The following is a 14,851-nucleotide window of genomic DNA, read 5'->3' as shown; positions in this document are numbered from 1 at the left end:
CGCCGCGGAAGAGAGCGGGGTAGACATGGGATATGGCCCGAAACCGGGACCGCTCCTCGGGGCCCTCGGGCCGCTGGTTCACCGGTCGGCGCCGAGACAGCAGGCGTGAGCCGGGGCAGTCGCGCAACGGCTCACGGGCGCCGTCGGCCGGACGTCTCCGGTCGATGGTGCGCAGCCGCAGCGTCGCCGGTCAGATGTTCCTGCTGCAGCTGCTGATCGTTCTGCTGCTCGTCGTCGCCGCGGTGGTCACGCTGGTGCTCCAGGCGCGGAGCGACAGATTCCAGGCGGCGCGCGACCGATCGCTCGCCGCCGCACAGGCGTTCGCCCACAGCCCCGGTCTCGTGGAGACCCTGCAGGGCCCCGACCCCAGCAAGGTGCTCCAGCCGCTGACCGAGGCAGCCCGCAAGGAGGCGGGCGTCGACTTCATCGTCGTGACCGACCGGGACGGCGTCCGCTACACGCACCCCCGGCCCGAGCTCATCGGCAAGCAGTTCATCGGCACCATCGGCCCCTCGCAGGCCGGCCACGTCACCATCGAGAGCGTCGACGGCCCCCTGGGCGAGGAGGTGCAGGCCGTCGTCCCGGTGCAGGACGACCACGGCACGGTCGTCGGCCTCGTCTCCTCCGGGGTGAAGGTCAGCGCCGTGAGCAGCGCGGTCGACCGGCAGCTGCCGGTCGTGCTCGCCGCCGGCGGCGCCGCGCTGGCCCTCGCCACGGGCGGCGCGGCCCTGGTCAGCCGGCGGCTGCAGCGCCAGACGCACGGCCTCGGCCCGGCCGAGATGACCCGGATGTACGAACACCACGACGCGGTCCTGCACGCGGTGCGCGAGGGCGTCGTGATCGTCGGCGGCGACGGCCGCGTGATGCTCGCCAACGACGAGGCGCGCCGGCTCCTGGGCCTGCCGGCGGACGTGGAGGGGCGGGCCGTCGCCGAGCTCGACCTCGAACCCCGGATGGCCGAGCTGCTGGAGTCCCGGCGCGTCGCCAACGACGTGGTGCTGCCCGTAGGGGACCGGCTGCTGGCCGTGAACAACCGGCCGACGGACCGCCGGGGCGGGCCGCCCGGCAGCGTGGCGACCCTGCGGGACTCCACCGAGCTGCGCGCCCTCGCGGGAAAGGCCGAGGCCGCGCGCGAGCGGCTGAAGCTGCTGTACGACGCGAGCGTGGCCGTCGGGACGACGCTCGACGTCCAGCGCACCGCCGAGGAGCTCACCCAGGTGGCCTCCCCCCGGTTCACCGACTACGCCACCGTCGACCTCGCCGAGCCCGTCCTGCGCGGCGACGAGCCGCGGGCGGGGGTCGGCAGCGACGCCCCCGAGCTGCGGCGGGTGGCGCTCAGCGGCGTCCGCGACGACCATCCGCTGTACCGGGCGGGCGAGCTCCACCGGTTCGCCGCGCCCACCCCGCAGGCGACGGGCTTCCTCAGCGGGCAGGCGGTCCTCGTACCCGACCTGGCGGCGTCCTCCGGCTGGCGCACCCAGGACGTCGAGCGCACGCAGGCCATACTGGACTACGGCTTCCACTCCCTCATCACCGTGCCGCTCAAGGCGCGCGGCGTGCTCATGGGCATCGCCAACTTCTGGCGGACGGGGGACAACGCCACCTTCGAGGAGGACGACCTGTCCCTGGCCGAGGAGCTGGCGGCGCGGGCGGCCGTGTGCATCGACAACGCCCGGCGCTTCACGCGCGAGCACGCCATGGCCGTGACCCTGCAGCACAGCCTGCTGCCGCGCGGCCTGCCCGAGCAGAACGCCCTCGACGTCGCCTACCGCTACCTGCCGGCCCAGGCCGGGGTGGGCGGCGACTGGTTCGACGTGATCCCGCTGCCGGGGGCCCGGGTGGCCCTGGTCGTCGGCGACGTCGTCGGCCACGGTCTGCACGCCGCCGCCACCATGGGCCGCCTGCGCACCGCCGTACAGAACTTCTCCGCTCTCGACCTGCCGCCCGACGAGCTTCTCGGGCACCTCGACGAGCTGGTCGGGCGCATCGACATGGAGTCCGCGGGGATGGGCGGGGAGGACGCGATCGCGGGCGCGACCTGCCTGTACGCGATCTACGACCCGGCCACGGGCGTCTGCGCCATGGCCCGGGCCGGCCACCCGCTGCCGGCCGTCGTCCACCCCGAGGGGACGGTGGAGTTCCCCGAGCTCCCCGCCGGGCCGCCGCTGGGCCTGGGCGGGCTGCCCTTCGAGGCCGGGGAGCTGCAGCTGCGCGAGGGCAGCAGCCTCGTCCTCTACACCGACGGCCTCATCGAGGACCGCAAGCGGGACATCGACGCCGGCCTCGCGATCCTCACCTCCACCCTCGCCCACGCCGGCCGGACGCCGGACGAGGTCTGCGAGGAGGTGCTCAAGGCCCTGCTCCCCGCCCGGCAGCGCGACGACATCGCCCTCCTCGTCGCCCGCACCCGCATCCTGGACCCCGACCGGACCGCCGAGTGGGAGCTGCCCTCCGACCCCGCGGTCGTGGCCCGCGCCCGCGCCGACGTCACCCGGCAGCTGACCGAGTGGGGCCTGGACGAGGCCGCGTTCACCACCGAGCTGATCCTGAGCGAACTCGTCACCAACGCCATCCGCCACGCCTCGGGCCCGGTCCGCGTCCGCATCGTCCGCGACCGCGCCCTGATCTGCGAGGTCGCCGACGGCAGCAGCACCTCGCCCCACCTGCGCTACGCCGCCGCGGAGGACGAGGGCGGCCGCGGCCTGTTCCTCGTCGCCCAGCTGGCGGAGCGGTGGGGGACGCGGTACACCCCGGAGGGGAAGGTGATCTGGGCGGAGCAGCCGCTGGCGTGAAGAGGAGCAGGCCGGGCGGTCAGACGACGACGTAGGTCCGGGTTCCCCACCCCCAGGTGCCGATGACGAAACCACCCCAAGCGCCGGCTCTGAGGTGCACCCGCCGGTCCGCGGCCAGCGTGCCCGACCCGGTCACCTCGTAGGAGGACTCCGTCGTACGGCCTGCGCTCCCGGTCCCGCACGGTCGCTGGACCTCCTTCCACGGCTCCGAGGTGGAGCCGAACTGGAGAGCCATGTCCGGCTCGCGCGAGTTGAACGAGCCTCGCCGGCACGATCCGCTCATATAGGCGGTCAGGTCGTACCGGTTGCCGGTGCTCGTGACCGTCACAGTGATTCTGACGTCGTAGCTGTTCGTGGTCACGGGGTCGGTCGGGCTGCTGTAGGACACGTAGGCCGATGCTGTCGCCGCGGAAGCCGTCGGGGCCGGAATCCCTCCGAGAACGGCGGGAACCACGACGGCCGCACAGGCCACGAAGCGCGACAGGGCCCGGCGGACGAAGGGGCATGCAGGCATTGTTCTCCCCCTCAGACGACTGCGCTCGGGCCGGCGACGAGCCCGCCGGCGCCGGGGACGATGTGGTCGGCGATGACCCCGACCCCTGGGACGACGTCGCCCACCTTCGGGGGCGGGAGGATCGTGATTCTGCTGGGATCGATCGCGTGAGCCGTCCCCGCAGGAAGGAGGGCGAGGAACACACCGGCCAGCGCGACGGACAGACGGGCACTGAGACGTTTCCGCATGGGCCGTTGCTACCCACGGTGAGCGGGGAACGCGCGGGGAAGCCCCGGGTTCAGCCGATCCGGGAGTCCCGGGAACCCAAGTGCTGTGAAGTTCAAGAAAGTTGACCGGTTTCGCGGCGTCCGGGCGCAGCTCAGGACGGGCTGGTGCCTCCAGCCCGTCCTGGTTCTGCCGGTGGTCTTACGCGGTCAGCGGCCGCGCAGGTTCTTCTTGACGTTCTCCGCGGACTCCTGGACCTTGCCCGTCACCCTCTCGGCGCGGCCCTCGGCCTCCATGCGCCGGTCGCCCGTCACATTGCCCGTGGTCTCCTTGAGCTTGCCCTTGACCTGCTTGGCCTTCGCCTTGCCTTTGCCCATGACCGGGCCTCCCTGTGTGTGCAGTGAAGGGGGTTTCTCCCGGAATCCACCCTGTGGCGGGTCCACGGGGTCCGCAACCGCAGCCTCACGGGGCCGTGACCAGCAGGCGTACGGCCAGGGCCGCGATGAGGGCCGTGGAGAGCAGCGCCGTGGCGAGCCGCCCGCGCGAGCCGGCCAGGAACCGTCCGAGGACCGTGCCGCCGCCCGCGAGCAGCAGCTGCCACGTGGCGGACGCGGCGAAGGCGGCGAGGACGAAGACCGCCTCGTCCGGGCCGGTCGCGGCGGCGGCCGAGGCGCGGGCGCCGAGGACGAGTGCCGTGAAGTACACGACGGTGGCGGGGTTCAGCAGGGTGATGCCCAGCAGGGTGACGTACGCGTGGAGAGGGCCGGACGGGGGCCCGTCGGCTCGCCCGGACGGCTGACGTCCGCGGTACCGGGCGACGGCGGTGACGCCGGTGCGGGCGGCGAGTGCCAGGAGGACGAGCGCGGAGGCCCAGCGCAGGGGCGTCTCGGCGGACCGGACGGCCGGGGCGAGTGCCCTGCCGCCCACCACGGCGATCAGTGCGTACAGGCCGTCGGCCGTCGCGACGCCCAGGGCGGCGCACGCGCCGGTCCTCCACGGCGTCCGGGACGACAGGGCGACGAGGTAGGCCCCGACGGCGCCGACCGGCACGGCGATCCCGTAACCGGCGAGCAGCCCCGCGACCAGCGCGCCGCTCACGTCAGGACGGGCGTCGGACTCCCCACGGACCCGGGCCGCTGCTGTCGGCCACGCGCCGGGACGGCGGGGGCGGACGGAAGCGGCGGGAGGGTGGTGCGTGAGGTCATGAACCGATCGTGACGGCGGCGGGGGCGGCCGGGCAACGGGTTTTCGTGCTCACCGCACGCCCGTCCTCGCCGAACCGGCGGCCTCCGCCGCTGGAACTACCCGGGGCCGCTGTCGGTGCTCGTGGGGACCTCGGGGGTGCTGGGGTTCGGCGCGGGCCGGCAGCTCGTGGCGGTGGCCGTGGTGCTGTCGCTGCCTGCGATACGGGCGGTGCTGCCGTCCGCGCCTCGCCCATAGGGCACCCCGGGCCCCTGCTCACTACCGCAGCCGGGACCCGGAGCGTTCCAGCCAGAGGTCGAGCAGGGGCTCGTCGCCGAGGATCTCGATTCCGCCGCTGCCGCTGGGGGTGGGGCGCCGGTGGACGAACAGCAGCAGGTCGGTCAGGGGGCCGCGTACGGCCACGGCGGCCCTCGCGTGGGCGTGGCGCCAGCGGGCGGTGTCTCCGGTGAGGTCGACCAGCCACTCCCCCGCGGTGGCGTCCGGCGCCGGGCCGGTCGCGTGGAAATGCAGGGTGCGGCCGGGCCCGAGCAGGGAGGGCCGGCCGGGGGCCGCGTCGACGGCCTCGGGGAGCGAGGCGAACGTCATCCACTCGTCCAGGGCGTCGAGCGCGAGCTCCTCGTCGAGGTCGAAGCCGGCACGGGCGGCAAGCGCCGCGTCGGCGCGGTGGATCGCCGTCTCGTGGACCGTCCGGCGGACCCAGAAGGCCGCGGACTGCGACCCGGCGGCGGTCCGCACCTCCGCGCAGGGGCCGGCCTCGCGCAGCGTACGCACCAGGCGGGCCGCGCCGTCGGCGAGCCAGGCGTCGAGGACCTCGCCGTTCTCGTCCGTGCAGCCGGAGACGCCGTCGCGCAGAGGGCCGGGCGCGGATTCCGTCACCCTGGTGCGCACGGCCTCCTCGACCCGGCGGTGGGTGCCGCCGACGTGGCGGAGCAGCCGGCCGAGGTTCCAGCCCGGGCACGAGGGGACGGGGGCCCTCGTGTCGGCGCCTTTGACGCACGACCTCAACAGGCCGGTCTGCGCGAGGACTTCGGCGCAGAAGCGGTCGAAGCTCAGGGGGCTCATGAGTCCACGGTACGCACGGGGCCGGCGGGGGACACACCACCGCGGAGTTTGCGCTGGAGCGCGCTCCAGCTCGTAACGTCGGCCCCGCGACCGGATCGCACACGACCGGACCGAAGGGGAACTTCGTGCGTTACACACTGTTCGGCAGGACCGGCCTGCGGGTCAGCGAGCTGAGCCTCGGGGCCATGACCATCGGGGACGACTGGGGCTGGGGTGCCGACAAGGACACCAGCCGGCGGATTCTCGACGCCTACGCCGACGCCGGCGGCAACTTCGTCGACACGGCCGACACCTACACCGGGGGCACGTCGGAGCGCATCCTCGGCGAGTTGCTGGAAGGCCGCCGGGAGCGTTTCGTCCTGGCCACCAAGTACAGCTGTGCCACCGCCGAGGGGGACGTGAACTCCGCGGGCAACCACCGCAAGAACCTGGTGCAGTCGGTGGAGGCGAGCCTGCGCCGGCTGCGCACGGACCACGTGGACGTGCTGTGGGTGCACGCGCGGGACAACTTCACCCCCGTGGAGGAGGTGATGCGGGCCCTGGACGACGTCGTGCGCAGCGGGAAGGTGCTGTACGTCGGCGTCTCCGACTGGCCCGCGTGGGAGATCGCGCAGGCGAACACGCTCGCCGAGCTGCGCGGGTGGACGGCCTTCGCCGGTTCGCAGCTGCGCTACAACCTGCTGGACCGCACGCCCGAGCGCGAACTGCTCCCGCAGGCCCGCGCCTTCGACCAGGCGGTCCTGGCGTGGAGCCCGCTGGCAGCCGGCAAGCTGACGGGCAAGTACCGCCGCGGCGAGAGCGGCAGGCTCACCGCGGAGAGCCCGGAGAACGCGCCGGGGAGCAACGAGGAGGCGATCGTCACCGCCGTCCTGGAGGTCGCCGAGCAGGGCGGCTGGAGCCCGGCGCAGGTGGCGCTCGCGTGGCTGCGCGGCCGGCCCGGCAACATCGTCCCGATCGTGGCGGCCACCAAGGAGAGCCAGCTGGCCGACAACCTGGCCTCGGTGGACGTCACCCTCGACGCCGACGCCGTGGCACGGCTGGACGAGGTGAGCGCGGTGCCGCTCGGCTTCCCGCACGACTTCCTGCGGGAGCCGGCCATCACGCGGAACGTCTACGGCGACCGCTGGCCGGCCATCGACAACCGCCGCTCCACGTACCGGCGCACGGCGAACGAGATCCTCTGACCCCGGCCGCAGGGGCCCGGGGAGTCTCCACGGCCGGGAGCTACGACCGGGGGCGGCCGGGCCGGGCCCCTTCCCTGCCCGGGGCGCTCCGCTCCCCCGCCCCGGGCTCCGCGCCCGGCTCCTCCGGAGCCAGGGGCTCCGCGTCGCGCCACTCCTCGGTCCGGGTGGGCCGTCCCGACCGGGTCAGCTCCTGCACTTCCTTCTTCAGCTCGTCGTCCCGCTTGGCGCCGTGCTTGCTGCTTCCCCGGTCCATCGTTCGTGCCTCCTGCTGATCAGAGGTGCTGGAACCTGTCGGGTGCCCGGACTTCTCCTGCCTAAACCAGCCACCGAACCCCCTCCCGAAGCCAAGATCTAGTTAGGTTAGGCTTACCTCACTTTCTGCAGGTGACGTGAGAACCGGGAGCCCTTTATGAGGCTGGGTCCGCCGACGGTCCGTACAGGAGAGGGCCGTCCGGTCCTCCCGGCAGCGGGCGGCGTACGGACGGCGCGGGCCGCCGACGCGCCCGGGCTGTACGCCCTGTCGGAACCCTTCATGCGGACCGGTGCGCTGCGCCGCCGCACACCGCACGTCTACGCGGCGCGGTTCGCCGAGTTCTTCGTGGCGGAGGACGCCCACGGGGCCCTCGAAGGGTGCGTGGCCCTGCGGGCGTTCCCCGGTGACGGCCTGTCGGCCACCGGGGCGGCGGGCGTGCTGCACAACTTCTGCGTGCAGCCCGGCCGTCAGCGCCGCGGCATCGGCTCGCGGCTGCTGACGGCGCTGCTGCTCCACGCCTCCGACCGGTCGGTGGCCGAGGTGTTCGCGGCGACGACCGGCGACGGCGAGGCATTCCTCCGCAGCGGCTTCCGCGAGACGGACGCCTCGCGGGCGCCGCGCACGTGGGTGGCCGCCCTCGATCCCGCCCGCGGCTCCCGCGTCTTCGCCCGGCCCCTGCCCGGGGCCCCGCTCTCCGAGGAGAGCGGGAGCGTTCCCGTTCAGCCCTGGCCGGCGCGCCACTGCCGGGCGAGCACGTACACCAGGTAGCAGCCGCCGACGACCCCGGTCAGGACCCCCACGGGAAGCTGCGTGGGGGCCAGCATCCGCTGGGCGGCGAGGTCGCTGGCCGCCAGCAGCAGGGCGCCAAGGACGGCCGACGGGGCGAGGTTGGGGCCCGGGGAGCGGGTGAGTCTGCGCACCACCTGGGGCGCCACCAGGGCGATGAACGGCACGGGGCCCGCGACGGCCGTGGCCAGGGCGGTGAGCCCCACGCCGACGACGAGCGCCGCGGCCTTGACCCGCTCGACCCGTACACCCAGCGCCGACGCCGTGTCCTCGCCCATCTCCAGCATGCGCAGCGGCCGGGCGAGGAGCAGGGCCGCGGGGGCGAGGACGGCGAGTGCGGCGGCCATCGTGCCCGCGTGCTCCCAGCCGCGGCCGTTGAGGCTGCCGGTGAGCCAGACCTGGGCGCTCTGCGCGTCGGTGAAGGAGGCCTTCGCGATCAGGTAGGCGTTGGCCGAGGAGAGCAGTGCGCTCACGCCGATGCCGACGAGGACGAGGCGGAAGGTGGCCGCGCCGCCCCGCCAGGCGAGCAGGTACACGGCGGCGCTGGTGACCGCGCAGCCGGTGACCGAACCGGCGGCGACCGAGGCCGTGCCCGCGCCCAGCACGAGGATGGTGACGAGGGCGCCGGTGGCGGAGCCGACGGTGAAGCCGATGACGTCCGGGCTGCCGAGGGGGTTGCGGGCGACGTTCTGGAAGAGCGCGCCGGACAGGCCGAGTGCGGCGCCGACCAGAAGGGCCGTCAGCAGCCGGGGCAGCCGCAGCTCTTCGACGATGTACGTGTACGCGGGGTTGCCGTCGTCGGCGAGGACGCGCAGGACGTCGGGCACGGGGATGCGGAAGTCGCCCGTGGTGAGCGTCCACACGCCCGTGGCGGCCGCCGCCAGGAGCAGGGCGAGGCAGACGGCGGCGGCGCGCGGGTCCCAGCGCACGGAGAGGGCGGGGCGGCCGCCGGGCAGGGGCAGGTGCAGGGCGCGCAGGCGCGTGATCCGCGGGGGCGCGCTCTGCGGCCGTGACGCCGGTCGGGGGCGCGCAAGCGGGGTACGGCTGGTCACAGTTCGCTGATCCTCTTGCGGCGGACGAGTGCGATGAACAGGGGCGCTCCGAGGAACGCGGTGACGACTCCCGCCTCCAGCTCCTGCGGGCGCAGCACGACGCGGCCGAGGATGTCGGCGGCGAGCAGCAGCGCGGCGGCGAGGACGGCGCTGTAGGGCAGGACCCAGCGCTGGTCGGGCCCGGCGATCAGCCGTGCCACGTGCGGAACGGCCAGTCCGACGAAGGCGATCGGGCCGACGGCCGCGGTGGCGGCCCCGCACAGCAGGGTGATGGCGAGCATGGTGGCGAACTGGGTGCGGCCGGGGTGGGCGCCGAGCGCGCGGGCGGTGTCGTCGCCCAGGGCCACGGCGTTCAGCGGCCGGGCCAGCAGCGCGGCCAGCAGCGCGCCCGCGGCCAGGAAGGGCAGCACCTGCCGGATCAGGGCGCCGTCCACGCCGCCGAGGGTGCCGATCTGCCAGAACCGGAAGCGGTTGAGGGTGAGCGGGTCGAGCAGGATCAGGCCGTTGACGACCGCCGTGAGGACGGCGGTGACGGCGGTGCCCGCGAGGGCGAGGCGCACGGGGGTGGCCCGGGAGCGGCCGCGGGTGCCCAGCAGGTGGACGGCCGCGGCGGCGACGGCCGCACCCAGCAGCGCGCACCACACGTAGGCGCTGAAGCTGCCGAGGTCGAGCAGGGCGGTCGCGGCGGCGACGGCGGCAGCGGCGCCGGCGTTGACGCCGAGCAGGCCCGGGTCGGCGAGCGGGTTGCGCGTGAGCGCCTGCATGAGCGCGCCGGACAGGCCGAGGGCGATGCCGACGCCGATGCCCAGGAGGCTGCGCGGCAGCCGGGAGGTGCGCACGACGATCCAGTCGTCGTTGCCGGGGTCCGGGTGCAGGAGGGCGTGCAGGACGTCGCCGGGCGGGATCGTCTTGGCGCCGATGCCGATGCTCAGGACGGCGAGGACGGCGACGAGGGCGGTGCAGGCCAGCAGCCCGGCGGCCCGCCGCGCGTGCTGAGCGCGGCGGGCCGGGGGCCGCCCCTCGCCTGCGGCGTTCCGCACGGGACGGGGGCCGTCGGTGGTGGTGGGAGCGGCAGTGGTGCTCACGCGTGCTCGTGCTCTTCGTCCGAGTGGTGGTCGTGGTTCTCCACGCCGCGCTTCCAGTAACCGTCGATGTCCACCTGCTCCTTGGCCATGCCGAGTTCGCGGCGCAGGTAGCGGCGGATGGGCTTGAGGGTGCCGGCCTCGCCGGCGATCCAGGCGTGGCCGAGTCCCTCGGCGGGCAGTTCGGCGGTACGGATGGCCCGTTCCATCAGGTCGCTCGTGCCGGCCGGGGCGTCCCCGCGGTGCAGCCAGGTCATGGTGCAGTCGGCGGCGGTGGTGAAGTGCTGCTCGTCCTGCGGGCCGGGCACCTCGGCGAAGGCGAGGACGCGGACGCCCGCGGGCAGCATCTCCAGCCAGCGGCCGAGCGCGGGCAGCGCGGTCTCCTCGGCGGCCAGCAGGTACCAGTCGTGGACCATCGGCAGGATCTCGGAGCCGCGCGGGCCGAGGACGCCGAGCCGCATGCCCGGCTCCGCCCGCGCGGCCCAGGCCGAGCCCACGCCGTCGCCGTGCAGGACCATGTCGACGTCCAGCTCCTGCGCCTCGGGGCGGTAGTAACGGACGGTGTAGTCCCGGGTGATGGGCTCCACGGGGGCGTCCATCCAGGTGTCGTTGCTGATGACCGGCTCGACGGGCAGTGCGGCGCCCGGCTCGGCGAAGCAGAGCTTCACGTGGTCGGTCGGCGCCTGCTCGCAGAATCCTTCCAGCGCGGGGCCGGCGAACGTCACCCGCACGGTGGAGGGGGTGAGCCGGTCGACCCTGCGCACCTCCAGCAGGCGGTACTTGAGCGGATGGCGGACGATGCGCATGCGCGGCGGGAGCGTCTCAATGGTCATCGATCATCCCAATCTGGCCGGGGTGTGCCGCGGGACCGGCACCGCGTTGCGGTGGCCCCCGCGCGGGCGCGCGAGGGCCACCGGGCGTCACGTGTACGGCCGGAGGACCCCTCCGAACCGAAGTTAGGCAACCCTAACCTAACTCATCGTGTAGATGCCATCGTTCCCGCCACCCGGCCTGCGTCGAGCGCGATCACCCGCGGCAGCCGGGCGATGGTGGCCGGCCGGTGCGCGATCACGATGATCGTGCGGTCGCTGCGCATCCCGTCCAGGGCGTGCTCCAGCCGGCCCGCCGTCACCGGGTCGATGTCGGCGGTCGCCTCGTCCAGGACGAGCACCGCCGGGTCGGCCAGGGCGGCCCTCAGCAGCCCGACGATCTGCCGCTCCCCCGCCGAGAGGCGCGAGCCGCGCACGCCCACCTCGGCGTCGAGACCACCCAGGTCGCGGATCCACTCCTGAAGTCCCAGCTCGGCCACGGCCCGTTCCATCTCGGCCCGGCCCGGCGCGCTGTGCACCAGCTCCAGGTTCGCCGCCACCGTGCCCGTCACCATGCGGACTTCCTGCGGCACCAGCACCACGCGGCGGCGCAGCTCCGCCTCCGGGATCTCCCGCACGTCGACGCCGGCGAAGCGCACCGCGCCCCGGTCCGGCACGTAGAGGCCGCACAGCAGCTTCGACAGCGTCGTCTTGCCCGAGCCGGTCTCGCCGACCACGCCGCTGCGGTCGCCCACCGGGAAGCCCAGGGAGACGCCGCGCAGCACCTCCGTGCCGTCGCGGTAGGAGTAGCCGAGATCCTCGCAGGCGAGTTCGCCGCGCAGGGGCAGCTCCGCGGCCGGGCCGTCCTCCCGGGGCTTGTCGTCCGCGGCCCGGTCGGTGGCCGCCAGCAGGTCCAGCAGCCGGGCCAGGCCCGTGCGCGCCGTCTGCACCTCGCCCACGAGCTGGGAGATGTCCGAGAAGGAGTCGAAGAGGTTGCGGCTCGCCAGGACGAAGACCACGACGGTGCCGACGCCCATCGCGCCGCGCGAGACGGACCAGCCACCGGCGAGCAGCAGCACGACCAGCGCGAACCCCTCGATCAGGCCGACCAGGTCGATGCGGTTCTCCACCCGGATCGCGCGCCGGGCCGCGCCGACGGCCGCGGTGTTCTCCCGGTCGAACCGGCGCAGCCAGCCCGGCAGGCCGCGGGCGCTCTGCAGCGCCTCCCGCACGTTCAGGGTCTCGGTGAACGTCGCCGCGACCGTCGCCTCCGCCGCCGCCTTCCCGCCGAACGCGCGCGGCGCGGACCGCTGGAACCAGCGCATCACCAGCAGCGTCAGCGGCACGAAGACGGCGATCTGCACCAGCGCCAGCTGCCACGAGTAGCCGAAGAGCACGACAAGGGTGAAGAGGAGCGTGGCCGTCGCCGACACCAGCCTGCGCAGGTGCATGCGCACGAAGGAGGCCAGGGCGGCCACCTCGCCCGTCGTACGGCGCAGCAGGTCGCCCGTGCGGTGCGACTCCAGGAACCGCAGCGGCGCCGACGCCAGGTTCTCCACGCACTTCTCGCGCAGGCTGCGCACGACGTTCTCGCCGGCCTTCGCCAGCAGCAGCTCGCCCGCACGGGCGAGGCCCAGCTGGAGGACCGCGAGGACGACGAGGACCACGGCGGCGGTCAGCAGCCCGCCGCGGTCCCGGTCGAGCAGGGCGTCCGTGGCGCGCCCGATCAGCGGGGCGACGGCCACCAGCGCGGCGGAGTCGGCCAGCCCGACCACGAGGGCGACGACGAGCGCGCGCCGGTGCGGGCGCAGATAGGGGGCGGCGCGACGCAGCACGCGCCGCTCGTCGGGCTGCTCGTCGAGCAGAACCGGCTCAGCCACGGGGGCCCTCCGGGGTGGTGACGGGGACGGATGCGGGTGCGGGTCCGGAGGCGGCGGGGCCGCCTCCGGGACCGGATTGGGTGCCGGTGCGCTTGCTTGTGGTGCCGGTGTCACCGGCGCGGCCCGCGGCCGTGGGCGCGGCAGAGCCGGCGGCGGGGGCGGCGGCCTCGGAGGTGGCAACCGTACCGGCGGGGTCGCCCTCACGGCCCGCAGCCGTCAGTGTCACGACGCGGTCCGCCGCCTCCAGGACCGCCGTGCGGTGCGTGGCGAAGACGATGGTGCGGTCCGCGGCCCACGTGTGCAGGCGGTCGAGGATCAGTTGCTCGGTGGTGGTGTCCAGGGCGGACGTGGAGTCGTCCAGGATCAGCACCTCCGGTTCGCCGAGGAGCGCGCGGGCGATGGCCAGCCGCTGGACCTGGCCGCCCGACAGGGCGGTGCCGCTCTCGCCGAGTTCGGTGTCGTAGCCGTCGGGCATCGCGGCGATCTGGTCGTGGATGCCGGCGGTTGCGCAGGCGGCGTGCAGGGCCTCGTCCGGCAGGTCGCGGCCGAGGCGCAGGTTCTCGGCGACCGTGCCGGACAGCAGCATCGGCCGCTGGGCGACGTACGCGATCCGGCCGCGGATGTCGTCCAGCGCGGCCTCGCGCAGGTCCGTGCCGCCGTAGCGGACGACCCCCGTGCCGGGGTCGTCGAGCCGGACGGGCAGGCGCAGCAGGGTGCTCTTGCCGGAGCCGGTGGCGCCGTTCACGGCGACGAACTCCCCGGCGCGGACGGTCAGGTCGAGCGGCGCGAGGACGGTGACGCCGTCGCGGACCGCGCTGACGCCGGTCAGCTCCAGGTCGCCGCCGGGGGTGAGCGCGACCGGCTCGGCCGGGTCGGTGACGGTGGCCTCGATGGACAGCGCCTCGTCGATGCGGGAGGCGGCCACGTCGGCCTGCCCGCGGGCGAGGAGCCGGTCGACCAGGACGCGGGTGGCGAGGGTGATGCTGGCCATCCAGGACGTGAAGGCGACCAGGCCGCCGATGGTCAGCCGGCCGTCGAGGACGGCGAGCCCGCCGAAGCCCACGCCGATCGCCACGGCCATCCGCGGCACGAAGGGCGCGACGGACGCCCAGGAGGCCTCGATCCGGGCCGCCTTGACGGTGCGGTCGGTGACGGCGGCGCTGGCCGCGTCGTGCCGGGCCACGAGCGGCCGGTGGCCGCCCGTGCCGCGCAGGCCGGTGCCGAGCTGGAGCAGGTCCGCGACGGCCTCGGCGCGGACGCCGTGCGCCTCGGCCAGCGCGCCGCTGGCCGCGCCGAAGCGGCGCGGGAAGTACAGGTTGACCCAGACCAGGAACGGCAGCATGCCCAGCGTCACGAGCAGCAGCGACACGTCGAGCACGCCCATGCCGGTCAGGACGCCCACGAAGGTGGTGCCCAGCACGACCCAGATGGCCAGGCCGTGCACCCACTCGCGCACCAGGTCGGTGTCCCGGCCGGCGCGCATGGCCAGGTCGCCGTGGCCGCGGGAGGCGAGCGCGGCGCGGTCCAGGCCGGCCAGGTGCCGCAGCAGCCGGGAGCGCAGGTCGGCTCCCACCTTGGCGTCGGCGGAACCGGCCCAGTACTGCCAGCCGTAGAGCCCGGCGAACTGGATGCCCGCGGCGCACAGGGTGGCGGCGGCCCACACCAGCAGGGCGTGATTGTCCCTGGCCGTGACGCCGTCGTCCAGCGCCTTCTGGATGCACCACGGGACCGCGAGGAAGGCGATCTGCCGGACTCCGGCGGCGGCCATGGCCGCGCCGACCGTCGCCCAGTGCGGCCGCAGGGCGCCGCGCAGCAGGGCGCGGGCCCGTCGCCGTCGTTCGGGCGAGAGGTCCCGTGGGCTCTGCTCTTCCTCCTCCGGAGAGCCCTCCGGAGAGCCCTCCTCCGGGGCGTCCTCGGCGGGCGGGACCTCCTCGGCAGTCGGCGGGCCCGGGGGCTCGTCGGCGGTGCCGGGGTGGTGCTCCGGCTTGGCGTGTTGGGTGCTCACGACGTCAGGTATCCGCTCTCAGCAG

General features: G+C 74.7%; 14 protein-coding genes. 3 read left to right on the top strand and 11 right to left on the bottom strand.

The annotated features are described in order from the left end of the window. Nucleotides 1-164: 164 nt before the first annotated feature. Nucleotides 165-2,792: a SpoIIE family protein phosphatase gene (locus AS857_RS12365; RefSeq protein ID WP_058043157.1), complete on the top strand. Its 2,628-nt coding sequence runs from the start codon at nucleotides 165-167 to the stop codon at nucleotides 2,790-2,792. A gap of 19 nt (nucleotides 2,793-2,811) precedes the next feature. Here AS857_RS12365 and AS857_RS12360 read toward each other — a convergent pair whose 3' ends face one another. The 5 genes from AS857_RS12360 to AS857_RS12345 form a co-directional block, all read right to left on the bottom strand. Next, a complete protein-coding gene (locus AS857_RS12360) occupies nucleotides 2,812-3,180 on the bottom strand; it encodes a hypothetical protein (RefSeq protein ID WP_144440789.1) in 369 nt (122 codons plus the stop codon). Nucleotides 3,181-3,317: 137 nt separating this feature from the next. Continuing rightward, the gene (locus tag AS857_RS12355) at nucleotides 3,318-3,533 is read right to left on the bottom strand and encodes a hypothetical protein (protein WP_058043155.1); all 216 of its coding nucleotides are present in this window, start codon (nucleotides 3,531-3,533) and stop codon (nucleotides 3,318-3,320) included. 186 nt (nucleotides 3,534-3,719) lie between these two features. After that, entirely contained in the window at nucleotides 3,720-3,887 is a 168-nt protein-coding gene (locus AS857_RS36710; protein ID WP_063278420.1) for a CsbD family protein, read from the bottom strand. An 85-nt stretch (nucleotides 3,888-3,972) separates the two neighbouring features. Then, complete coding sequence (locus AS857_RS12350; RefSeq protein ID WP_058043154.1) at nucleotides 3,973-4,608, bottom strand: LysE family transporter; 636 nt, start codon at nucleotides 4,606-4,608, stop codon at nucleotides 3,973-3,975. Between the two features lie 363 nt (nucleotides 4,609-4,971). Next, the gene (locus tag AS857_RS12345; protein ID WP_058043153.1) at nucleotides 4,972-5,775 is read right to left on the bottom strand and encodes a maleylpyruvate isomerase N-terminal domain-containing protein; all 804 of its coding nucleotides are present in this window, start codon (nucleotides 5,773-5,775) and stop codon (nucleotides 4,972-4,974) included. Nucleotides 5,776-5,900: 125 nt separating this feature from the next. On the opposite strand from AS857_RS12345, the gene AS857_RS12340 reads away from it, so the two are divergent. Then, entirely contained in the window at nucleotides 5,901-6,959 is a 1,059-nt protein-coding gene (locus AS857_RS12340; RefSeq protein ID WP_058043152.1) for an aldo/keto reductase, read from the top strand. 40 nt (nucleotides 6,960-6,999) lie between these two features. On the opposite strand, the gene AS857_RS12335 is transcribed toward AS857_RS12340, so the two are convergent. Next, nucleotides 7,000-7,212 (bottom strand): hypothetical protein, encoded by a 213-nt coding sequence (locus AS857_RS12335; RefSeq protein ID WP_058043151.1) that lies wholly within the window; start codon nucleotides 7,210-7,212, stop codon nucleotides 7,000-7,002. 156 nt (nucleotides 7,213-7,368) lie between these two features. Here AS857_RS12335 and AS857_RS12330 point away from each other — a divergent pair, with 156 nt between their 5' ends. Continuing rightward, complete coding sequence (locus AS857_RS12330) at nucleotides 7,369-7,980, top strand: GNAT family N-acetyltransferase (RefSeq protein ID WP_063804235.1); 612 nt, start codon at nucleotides 7,369-7,371, stop codon at nucleotides 7,978-7,980. Here the strand turns inward: AS857_RS12330 and AS857_RS12325 are convergent. The 5 genes from AS857_RS12325 to AS857_RS12305 all read right to left on the bottom strand — a co-directional run bounded on the left by AS857_RS12325 (nucleotide 7,932) and on the right by AS857_RS12305 (nucleotide 14,826). After that, nucleotides 7,932-9,050 (bottom strand): FecCD family ABC transporter permease, encoded by a 1,119-nt coding sequence (locus AS857_RS12325; protein WP_107105564.1) that lies wholly within the window; start codon nucleotides 9,048-9,050, stop codon nucleotides 7,932-7,934. The genes AS857_RS12330 and AS857_RS12325 overlap by 49 nt on opposite strands. Continuing rightward, entirely contained in the window at nucleotides 9,047-10,135 is a 1,089-nt protein-coding gene (locus AS857_RS12320) for a FecCD family ABC transporter permease (RefSeq protein ID WP_420823931.1), read from the bottom strand. The genes AS857_RS12325 and AS857_RS12320 overlap by 4 nt, the downstream gene beginning before the upstream one ends. Continuing rightward, nucleotides 10,132-10,965, bottom strand: coding sequence for a siderophore-interacting protein (locus tag AS857_RS12315; RefSeq protein WP_058043150.1), 834 nt, complete (start codon nucleotides 10,963-10,965; stop codon nucleotides 10,132-10,134). The genes AS857_RS12320 and AS857_RS12315 overlap by 4 nt, the downstream gene beginning before the upstream one ends. Before the next feature lie 143 nt (nucleotides 10,966-11,108). After that, complete coding sequence (locus AS857_RS12310) at nucleotides 11,109-12,821, bottom strand: ABC transporter ATP-binding protein (RefSeq protein ID WP_058043149.1); 1,713 nt, start codon at nucleotides 12,819-12,821, stop codon at nucleotides 11,109-11,111. Continuing rightward, nucleotides 12,814-14,826: an ABC transporter ATP-binding protein gene (locus AS857_RS12305; protein ID WP_058043148.1), complete on the bottom strand. Its 2,013-nt coding sequence runs from the start codon at nucleotides 14,824-14,826 to the stop codon at nucleotides 12,814-12,816. Before AS857_RS12305 ends, AS857_RS12310 begins: the two co-directional genes overlap by 8 nt. Nucleotides 14,827-14,851: the final 25 nt, after the last annotated feature.

The organism is Streptomyces roseifaciens (assembly GCF_001445655.1).
Taxonomy (GTDB): domain Bacteria; phylum Actinomycetota; class Actinomycetes; order Streptomycetales; family Streptomycetaceae; genus Streptomyces; species Streptomyces aureoversilis.
Note: the sequence above shows the minus strand (reverse complement) of the source record. Positions and strands in the feature narration are given on the sequence as shown.